At 56.8% G+C, this 7,459-nt stretch carries 4 protein-coding genes and 2 pseudogenes; 5 read left to right on the top strand and 1 reads right to left on the bottom strand.

Annotated features, from left to right (window positions below; translation table 11 throughout):
• Window positions 1–105: 105 nt before the first annotated feature.
• Window positions 106–905, top strand: a pseudogene (locus IVB01_RS23155) (IS5/IS1182 family transposase); the annotation flags it as partial.
• 11 nt (window positions 906–916) lie between these two features.
• Here IVB01_RS23155 and IVB01_RS23150 read toward each other — a convergent pair.
• Entirely contained in the window at window positions 917–1,972 is a 1,056-nt protein-coding gene (locus tag IVB01_RS23150) for a hypothetical protein (RefSeq protein WP_247494906.1), read from the bottom strand.
• An 873-nt stretch (window positions 1,973–2,845) separates the two neighbouring features.
• On the opposite strand from IVB01_RS23150, the gene IVB01_RS23145 reads away from it, so the two are divergent.
• The 4 genes and pseudogenes from IVB01_RS23145 to IVB01_RS23130 form a co-directional block, all read left to right on the top strand.
• The gene (locus IVB01_RS23145; protein WP_247494905.1) at window positions 2,846–3,835 is read left to right on the top strand and encodes a 3-hydroxyacyl-CoA dehydrogenase NAD-binding domain-containing protein; all 990 of its coding nucleotides are present in this window, start codon (window positions 2,846–2,848) and stop codon (window positions 3,833–3,835) included.
• On the top strand, window positions 3,822–4,277 hold the full coding sequence (locus IVB01_RS23140; protein ID WP_247494904.1) for a thioesterase family protein: 456 nt from the start codon (window positions 3,822–3,824) through the stop codon (window positions 4,275–4,277). Before IVB01_RS23145 ends, IVB01_RS23140 begins: the two co-directional genes overlap by 14 nt.
• A gap of 561 nt (window positions 4,278–4,838) precedes the next feature.
• Window positions 4,839–5,723 (top strand): 3-keto-5-aminohexanoate cleavage protein, encoded by an 885-nt coding sequence (locus IVB01_RS23135; RefSeq protein WP_247494903.1) that lies wholly within the window; start codon window positions 4,839–4,841, stop codon window positions 5,721–5,723.
• A 737-nt stretch (window positions 5,724–6,460) separates the two neighbouring features.
• Window positions 6,461–7,260, top strand: a pseudogene (locus IVB01_RS23130) (transposase); the annotation flags it as partial.
• Window positions 7,261–7,459: the final 199 nt, after the last annotated feature.

The following is a 7,459-nucleotide window of genomic DNA, read 5'->3' as shown; positions in this document are numbered from 1 at the left end:
AGTCGGGAAACCTTCGGCATCGGCATATGGTCAGTCATACGCCTAAGTCTTCACCCTCCATCAAACCGCGGGCAAGGCGGTCCTCGCCGGAGCGATACGGCGAGGAAGCACGGGATCAGGCTGCGGCAGTCCTATCTTCGCATTGCCAAGACCGCGGCCATGATGGCTTCCCGCTACGCCCATGCCAAAAAGTTCAGGCGCCATCAGCGGCAGTTGCGTCTGCTGCGCAGCCGGCTGGGCCGGATCATCCGCGATATCCGCCGCAAGATCGAAGGTCTGGCAGTGCTGGAGAACGCCTTCGCCCTCCCGCTTGGCCAGGCCTCTCAGATCCGCTCGCAGCAGCAGCGCCAGCGCGGCTGGAAGCTGTATTCCTTCCATGCTCCGGAGGTCGAGTGCATCGGCAAGGGTAAGGCCAGCGCACCTTACGAGTTCGGCGTGAAGGCCTCCATCGTCACCAACAACCGCCGGGCTCCCGGTGGCCTGTTCGTGCTGCACGCCAGGGCGATGCCCGATAACCCGTACGATGGTCAAACCTTGCGGGACGTCCTTGACCGCACAGACGCTCACCGGCTGTTCGATCGAGCGGGCCTATGTCGATAAGGGATACCGCGGCCACGACGCACAAAATCCCCGCCGGCCAGAAGCGCGGCGTCTTCAGTGTCATCAAGCGCGAGCTGCGCCGCTGCTCTGCCATCGCACCCATCATCGAACACCTGAAGGCCGATGGTCACCTCGGCCGCTGCTACCTCAAAGGCCGCGCCGGCGATGCGGCCAACGTCATCCTCTCTGCCGTCGGCCACAACTTCCGCCGCATCCTCGCCTGGCTGAGGGTTCTTTGGTGCCTCTTCCTGGCCACCCTCATCGCAGCCACCAGCGACCGTTCATCGCTGCAATCGGCTTCTTAACGGACGACCAGCTAAGATGAAGAGGTGCGTGCGAGCTTCTGCTCCAACCACTCAAAGATGCAGTTGTCGGAGATAACGAAATTTTCAACCTCCTCCTCCTCGGGAACGCGGATCATGTGAGGCATGACCAGTTGCAGATCAATGCCCGCCGCTATGCAATCAGCTTGTATTTTTATGGCTTCGGGTACACTGACGATGCCGCGCCCCCCGGCCACGACGAGAACTGGGCACCTCACCCGTCGCACCAATTGCGAGCGACGCATCGGAACTACGTCTTCCCCTATTGCACCTGCTGCCCTCGTCATCCACCCAACAGATGCCAAAGTTCGCGTCCAATTCCACAGGCCGCCGTCGCAAACCGCCGCACCAACGCGGCGATCTGACGCAGCGAAATCAGTAGCTAGAATTGCCGACAATCCATCTCCGTAAACGCCGATCCGAGTTGGGTCGATGCCAGCCTGAACTGAGAGGAAATCGAAACAATAGGACAGCGAGATTTCCGATTGGCCGCGTGAGCGAGTTGAGACATCTTCGTGAGAGATCGCAAGTACGGACATGCCACGCCCAATCAGCTCGGGCAAGAGCCTCCCGAGCAGTATGGCTCCGCTCTCTTGTTCGCGGCTAATGCAAATTACTGCGGGGGAACACGCACCTGCCCTTCTAGCAGGAAAGTAGTAGCCTAGAAATTCGGTCTCATCACAGCGAGCAATTTTTATGCGCTCCACTTGTTGATCTAGAAGCAATGAGAATCTCTGAATATTGGCGTCGACTTTGGCTGCCCCCTCACCACCTTGTGCATCCCTCTCATCAGTCAACCGTCTGGCAACTTCAAAGGCTGTTAGTGCGCAGAGCCAGGCCTCGACCGCCTCGTCAAAAGCTCCTTTCTTGGTATTCTGGTCAGCAACACGACAGTGGTCTTCCCCGGCCTTTGTCCATCTGACGATCGCGTTTTTTCGGCCCATCGCCCCGTGAATGTTCGTGACGGGCAGACTGTCTATAAACGCCGCGGCGTCTCTGCGTGTGGACGCAAGGTCGCCTCTCCCATGAGGCGCAGCACGGAACTCCATCCGATTTGTCCCCCCGTGCAGATCCTCACCCGCCGCTCGGGATCCGTCAGACAATCTGCTGGTGTGGAGGTCAGCCACTTAGACTCTATCGTGAATGGGCTCGTCCGGGGCTTAACTCCATCTCAAGTATAAAGATTAGCGGACCTCAAAAGCCTAAGTCCGTCGTTATCGCCGCTCATCACTACGAAAAACTTTGTTTGATGCCGCACGGGTGACGTTTTCCTGCGGACGCACTCGACATTAGTTATATGCATGAGAAGTGATCTCAGGAACGAAATGACTCACTCTACATCGAACCACAAACGATAAGGTGTCAGCGTGTTTAACCATGTAAGTCGCCCAACGGATTACGACGTTGATGCCGGCTGGAAATCTCGTAGCGCAGATTGTCTTCTGAATCTGATTTGCTTCATCGAAGCTGAGACTGATATGGAAAGCCTCCGCATTTTCGGACAGCGCGCAGAATTTTGACTCCATTAGCCCCCCGATTAGAGGAAATGAGCGTTAGTCCGAGCTATTCTTTCTCATGTCATTGAACGTTACAAACTCCCTCTTGGAGTTCTCAACTTCGAAAGGGCACCGACGCCTCCTAAGCTCATGCTCGAGCCTCTCATCCGTTTGATTTCGGCTCCCAGCCATCTCGAAAATCGTCGGAGCCCAAGCAAATGACGACATGCGCAGGTTTCCAGCGCCTGAGCTGGCCAGTGTCGCAGCCGTTTGGCGCTTGGGCAAGAACATCGTGATCGAGCAGCGTCAACCGGTAAGCAATGTTCAGTTGAGACCTGCCCCAGAATTTTGGTGGGCTCAGGATTTGGTCAACTGGCGGCATGCAACTGTCCGCCGACGGGAACTGTATGAAAATGGAGCAAACGAATGTCGCAATCTAATAGACCGGGCGTACGCAATATTGCCAAGGTCACCTGCGTCGGCGGGGGCGTGATCGGAGCCGGTTGGGCCGCGCACTTCATGCGGGCTGGGCTCGATGTCGCGGTGTATGACCAGGCGGCCGAGCGCGAGAGCTATCTCCGAGAAAGCCTTGCGAACGCAATGCCAGCCCTGACCGAACTGGGAATGGCGCCTGGCGCGACCCCCTCGCGCGTGTTCTTCACAACCGATTTTGAAGAAGCACTGGCGGGTACTGACTTCATCCAGGAAAGCGGGCCGGAAAATATTGATACGAAAATTTCCCTGCTTTCAAAAATTGATGCGCATACGCCACCTGATGTTGTCATCGCCTCGAGTTCTTCTGGCTTTCTCTCCTCTAAGTTGAGAAGTGGGGCGACAAAGCATCCAGAGCGCATTCTCGTCGGTCACCCCTTTAATCCGCCCTATCTTATTCCACTAGTTGAAATCGCCGGAGGCGATGCCGCCCGACGGGCAGCTGACCACGCTTCCGCATTCTATCGGTCGACGGGTTGCGAAGTAGTCGAGCTAGATCGCGAGATCCACGGCTACATCGGCAACCGAATCCAGTACGCCGTTCTTCGAGAGGTTCTTTATTTGATGTCGCAAGGCGTAGCCGATCTGGAATCCATAGACAGGGCGATCGCCGCAGGTCCAGCAATCCGCTGGGCAGTAATGGGCCTGTCTTCGATATTATTTCTCGGTAAGAGCGATCCCTCCCTTTGGGGCAAATTCGTGGAAAGTCTGGGTCGTGAAATGGACCGCGGCTATATAGCGCCTGCCAGCTTCCAGCCTGATCAGGCGTTGCTGCAGAAATATGCCGAACAGGTTGCCAAGGGAATCGGTGTAAATGGTCAGGCAGAGTTGATCGCGTTGCGCAACGCTGGCGTCGTGGGAATTCGCTCTGAGTTGCAGCGAGTTAGGACGCGCCTTGCCGGGAGCGAACATGAGTTGGGTTAATACTTGGGAAGGGGTCGTCGAGAAGGACTGGCTAGACAAGCTCGATCACGTCAACTTCTTAACTTACCAGCGAATAGCCGATCTTGCCAGTATCGAGATCTGGCGCCGGGCAAGGGGTAGTGGTCAATCTGAGCCAGATCTTCAGTTTGTCATGACCGAGACGTATGTTCGCTATGCTCGTGAACTGCGCTTGGGCGCCCGCGTTGAAATCCGGACATCCCTGATTGCCTCGGACACGAAGCGATTTCATCTTCTTCATCGCCTCGAAAGCGCGGGCGATCTCGTTTGTATGGTCGAGACGCTCAACCTATGCTTTGATCCAGCGGTTCGCAGGGTAGCTCCGTTCACAGCCAACATCAGTAGCTATTTCTCGTCTTGGGGAAGCCCGCCGGATGATGCCCTTCCGCATTTGTCCATATGCTCACGACCATCTCGTAACTGACCATAAAAGTTTTGAAACGGGTGCGTCCTCGGTCTAGAGCCTCGAGGACGCCGCCCGCCTGGGCGGGGAGAAACCTTTCGGAATCCCGGGTCATTTGAGTGCGGCGATTGGACCGGAAGTGCGGTCTCCCAAGTCGCGTCGCGTGGATACACTCAGCTTCCCTCGGTCGCACTGAACTAAACACGGCTCCGTCGAAGCGTTCAACGCGGCTTAGAGTGGAATGCCCGTATGCCATCTGTTCACGAGTATCGAAGGACAATTTGGATTCGACGCCAGCTACCAATTTCGGCTAGTGGCACGCACCGCGCGATGGCTGCAAAAATCGACCGTATTCGCATAAATTCCGCATCGTCGACGCGAATCGAGCCCCAAACTCGTCTCCGATCAATCTAAAATGTATCGGTTTCGAGGTGCGATGAAGGCGCTCCCTTCCGCGGAGATCGAGTCAAACGTTAGCCGCCGTCAAGCTCGGGCTGCCTATAACAATGTGCTGGTCGAAACAATCAGTCGGGCCGATAGCTTACTAGCGGTAATTTAACGGACTTAACACAGGAGTTTTTGATGTCTCGGAAGGTCGTCATCACGTGTGCAGTAACTGGGGGCAATAGCGCGGTCCTTGCGAAACATCCGAACATTCCAAAGACACCATCGGAAATTGCAAATGCTGCGCTGGAGGCAGCTAAGGCGGGAGCTGCGGTCGTTCACATCCATGTGCGTGATCCAAATACCGGTCTCGCGTCGAACCGATTCGAACTCTATGAACAGGTCGTGAAGAAGATCCGAGACGCGGCAACTGACGTCATCATCAACTTGACCTGCGGAATGGACGGGGAACTAGTTCTTGACTCCGTTGACCCAATCAAAGTCGGTACAGCGAGCACGCTTAAGAGTCCCGCGGGGCGCTGTCTCCACGCGGTCAAGCTTCAGCCAGAGCTTAGCACCTTGGATTGCGCTACCATGACATTCGGAGAGCGTATCTATGTTGCACGCATGTCCGAATTGCGAGAGATGGCGACGCTTATGCGAAAGGCCGGCGTCAAGCCTGAGTTGGAATGCTTTGATTTAGGCCACATTGAAACCGCAAAGAAGCTAGTATCGGAAGGCACGATTGATGGTTGCCCCCTCTTTCAATTCTGCCTCAGTACAGGAAATGGTGCGCCGGCTCTTCCCATCGTTCTCCAGGCTATGCGGGAGCTTTTGCCCCAGGGCGCCATCTGGGGTGGATTTGGCTGTGGCTCCGATGAAATGCCCATGGTCGCGCAGATAGTGACGATGGGTGGGCATGTCAGAGTAGGATTGGAAGATAACATTTACCTTCGACGTGGTGTGCTAGCATCCAACGCCCAACTTGTCGAGAATGCGGTCGGCATCGTTGAGCGTCTGGGAGCTAGTGTGGCAACGCCAACTGAGGCGCGGGAAATCCTCGGCGTTGTTAAACGTGGATAACTCCGTCTGGGATCTGGCGCTTTCGATAGCGTCTGCACCCGATCAAGCTCAACGCTTAAGAACTCCGCCGATGGCAACGAAGTATTCGGCATAGCTTGGCAGACGCATCTTGGCGCCGGTTTCATGAACGATCTGGGCAGAAACGCACCTGGCGGGGATAGATGGACTGGAGACCAAATTCACAATCGGGATCAGAGATGCCCAACCTCGTTCGCAGCCAGCAACTCAAAGAGATGGTTATTGGTCCAGCAAAACGCCGCCTGAAGCGTCAGATGCAGCCGGTCAAGGCGCTCATGAGGGGGCGCCTTGATCGGAACGCCGACCGTGTGGGGGGTCATGCCGCCAGACTCGGATCGTGTGAATGAATTGTGGAGGTCGCCCCTATGGAAGCAGCCGCGCGCTGCAGTCCAGCCATTAACGGATCCATTATCTTTATGACTTTGTCGGCAGCTCGGATCATGCGATCAAGTTCGAAAGATCCTTCGGCAACACGTCGACGGACGGACTTCCATTCTTGCTCAATGCCGTCGGTCGTTGTCCTCCTGCAAGACATAGGCGACTCTGCCCACCTGGAGCACGACCAAATGCGCCTCTGGGGTCTGGAGCGTCAAGATTAGTCTCAAGGGCTGCTGAGCTTTGCTTACGTTGGATCTACAATTGCCAGGCGGTATCCGGCCGCCGCAATAGGCCTACCTTTGACGCCGCTTAAGGGTGCGCGGCTTACAAGGCGCCTCCGCGTGATCGACGGACGCAGGATCCTCAGACGACGGGCTGAAAAGGTCGAGGCGAGCAGCGATGCTGCAACCGATGCAGCCAATGCGGCCCAGCGGTCGAACCGCGCCGCACGGCACCGAAGCGCTGATTGCCCATCTCAAGCTGGAGATCGAGAAGCTACGACGCACGGCGCGCGCTCCACGCGGTCGGCGCGGCTGCTCGATCTGGAGCTTGAGGAACTCGAGGCGGACAAGATGAGCTCGCTGCCGAGAAGGCAACCGTAAAGACGCAAACGGTGCGTTCGTTTGAATGCAAGTGGCCGGTGCGCCAGCCCTTTCCCGATGACATGAGCGGGAGCGCGTCATCCTGCCGGCTCCGACGCAATGCCCCTGCTGCGGCTCGACGGAGCTCTCGAAGCTTGGCGAAAGCGTGATCTCGACGCTGGAGGAGATCCAAGCCGGTTCAAGGGATCGACAGTCCGGGAGAAGTTCAGTTGTCGGGATCGCGAGGCGATCACGCAGCCGCCCGCGCTGTTCCATGCCACACCCCGGAGCTATGTAGGCCCCAGCTTTTGGCGACGATTCTGTTCGACAAATTTGGTCAGCATCAGCCACTAAATCGACAGAGCCAGCGCTTCAAATGTGAGGGGATCGCCCTGTCGGTCTCGACGCTGGCGGACCACGTGGGCGCCGGAGCCTTTGCGGTCAGGCCGCTCTTTGAACTGATCGAAACCTATGTGCTCTGTGCCGACAGGCTCCACGGCGACGACACCAAGATACCGATCCTGGCGAGAGGGAAAGCACATATCGGCCGGATTTGGACTATCTATGGACGGTCCCCGCTTTGCAAGGCATTTGCTTTATTCCGGCTAACGATCGTTTACAGCTATCTATCCAGCTTTATGGCAAAGCCACGAGCCTCGATGAGATCCGCGGATCGGCGCCCAATTACGTTGGCGAGCTCTGAAGCTCGATAGGTCCAACGGGCTTGGCCGACCCCGGTCCGACCGGTTGCCATCACTC

The organism is Bradyrhizobium sp. 164, from assembly GCF_023073715.1.
In the GTDB taxonomy this organism is placed as follows: Bacteria; Pseudomonadota; Alphaproteobacteria; order Rhizobiales; family Xanthobacteraceae; genus Bradyrhizobium.
This window is presented reverse-complemented; position numbering and strand designations above follow the sequence as displayed.

Bases quoted from the DNA above. Each gene is read 5' to 3' on its own strand.
- IVB01_RS23150 (WP_247494906.1), bottom strand. From the start codon at position 1,972: ATGGAGTTCCGTGCTGCGCCTCATGGGAGAGGCGACCTTGCGTCCACA.
- IVB01_RS23145 (WP_247494905.1), top strand. From the start codon at position 2,846: ATGTCGCAATCTAATAGACCGGGCGTACGCAATATTGCCAAGGTCACC.
- IVB01_RS23140 (WP_247494904.1), top strand. From the start codon at position 3,822: ATGAGTTGGGTTAATACTTGGGAAGGGGTCGTCGAGAAGGACTGGCTA.
- IVB01_RS23135 (WP_247494903.1), top strand. From the start codon at position 4,839: ATGTCTCGGAAGGTCGTCATCACGTGTGCAGTAACTGGGGGCAATAGC.